General features: G+C 52.2%; 1 protein-coding gene. It reads right to left on the bottom strand.

Going from position 1 to position 533, the window contains the following annotated elements:
* Positions 1-533, bottom strand: a 533-nt coding sequence (locus tag KDM89_RS19470; RefSeq protein ID WP_212689552.1) for an OPT/YSL family transporter, incomplete at both ends; no start/stop codon positions are given.

Raw genomic sequence — 533 nt, 5'->3', positions numbered from 1 at the left:
ACCAGCAGCCTGCATTTCTTCTTCATTCAGATCTTTGTACTGATCCAGTTTGCTGTTACGTCGGTCCACCAGCCAGCGTATCATGCCACCTACAAATAAGGGCGCAGAAGACGACAGAGGCAGATACACGCCAACAGCAAATGCGAGCGAAGGTATGCCTGCCATTTCCAGTACCAGCGCAATCATGACGCCGAACAGTACCAGCGTCCATGGCAATTGCTGATCCAGGATGCCTTTAATGATGTAGGACATCAGCACGGCTTTCGGTGCATCGTATTTCTTCACTTCTGAGCCGTCTGGCCGTTTGTTGTAGGTGCCGTTGATGCCAGGGTCAACCAGATACATCACCTGACCTTCGTTGTTGACCAAGTATTTGCCCGCAGGGCCGTCTACTGCATCATTCTTGTGCCAGACCTTGTAAGTTGCCTTGTCTTGCTCAGCCTGTGGGCCTTGCAATTGTGCCGTTTCAGTGAGTTTACCGGCATCTGTTTTCAGTGCTGGCGCTACCTGGGCTGCAGGCACGTAGACCGTAC

The sequence above is a fragment of the Cognatundibacterium luofuense genome (genome assembly GCF_018139685.1).
GTDB lineage: Bacteria > Pseudomonadota > Gammaproteobacteria > Burkholderiales > Burkholderiaceae_D > Undibacterium > Undibacterium luofuense.
Note: the sequence above shows the minus strand (reverse complement) of the source record. Positions and strands in the feature narration are given on the sequence as shown.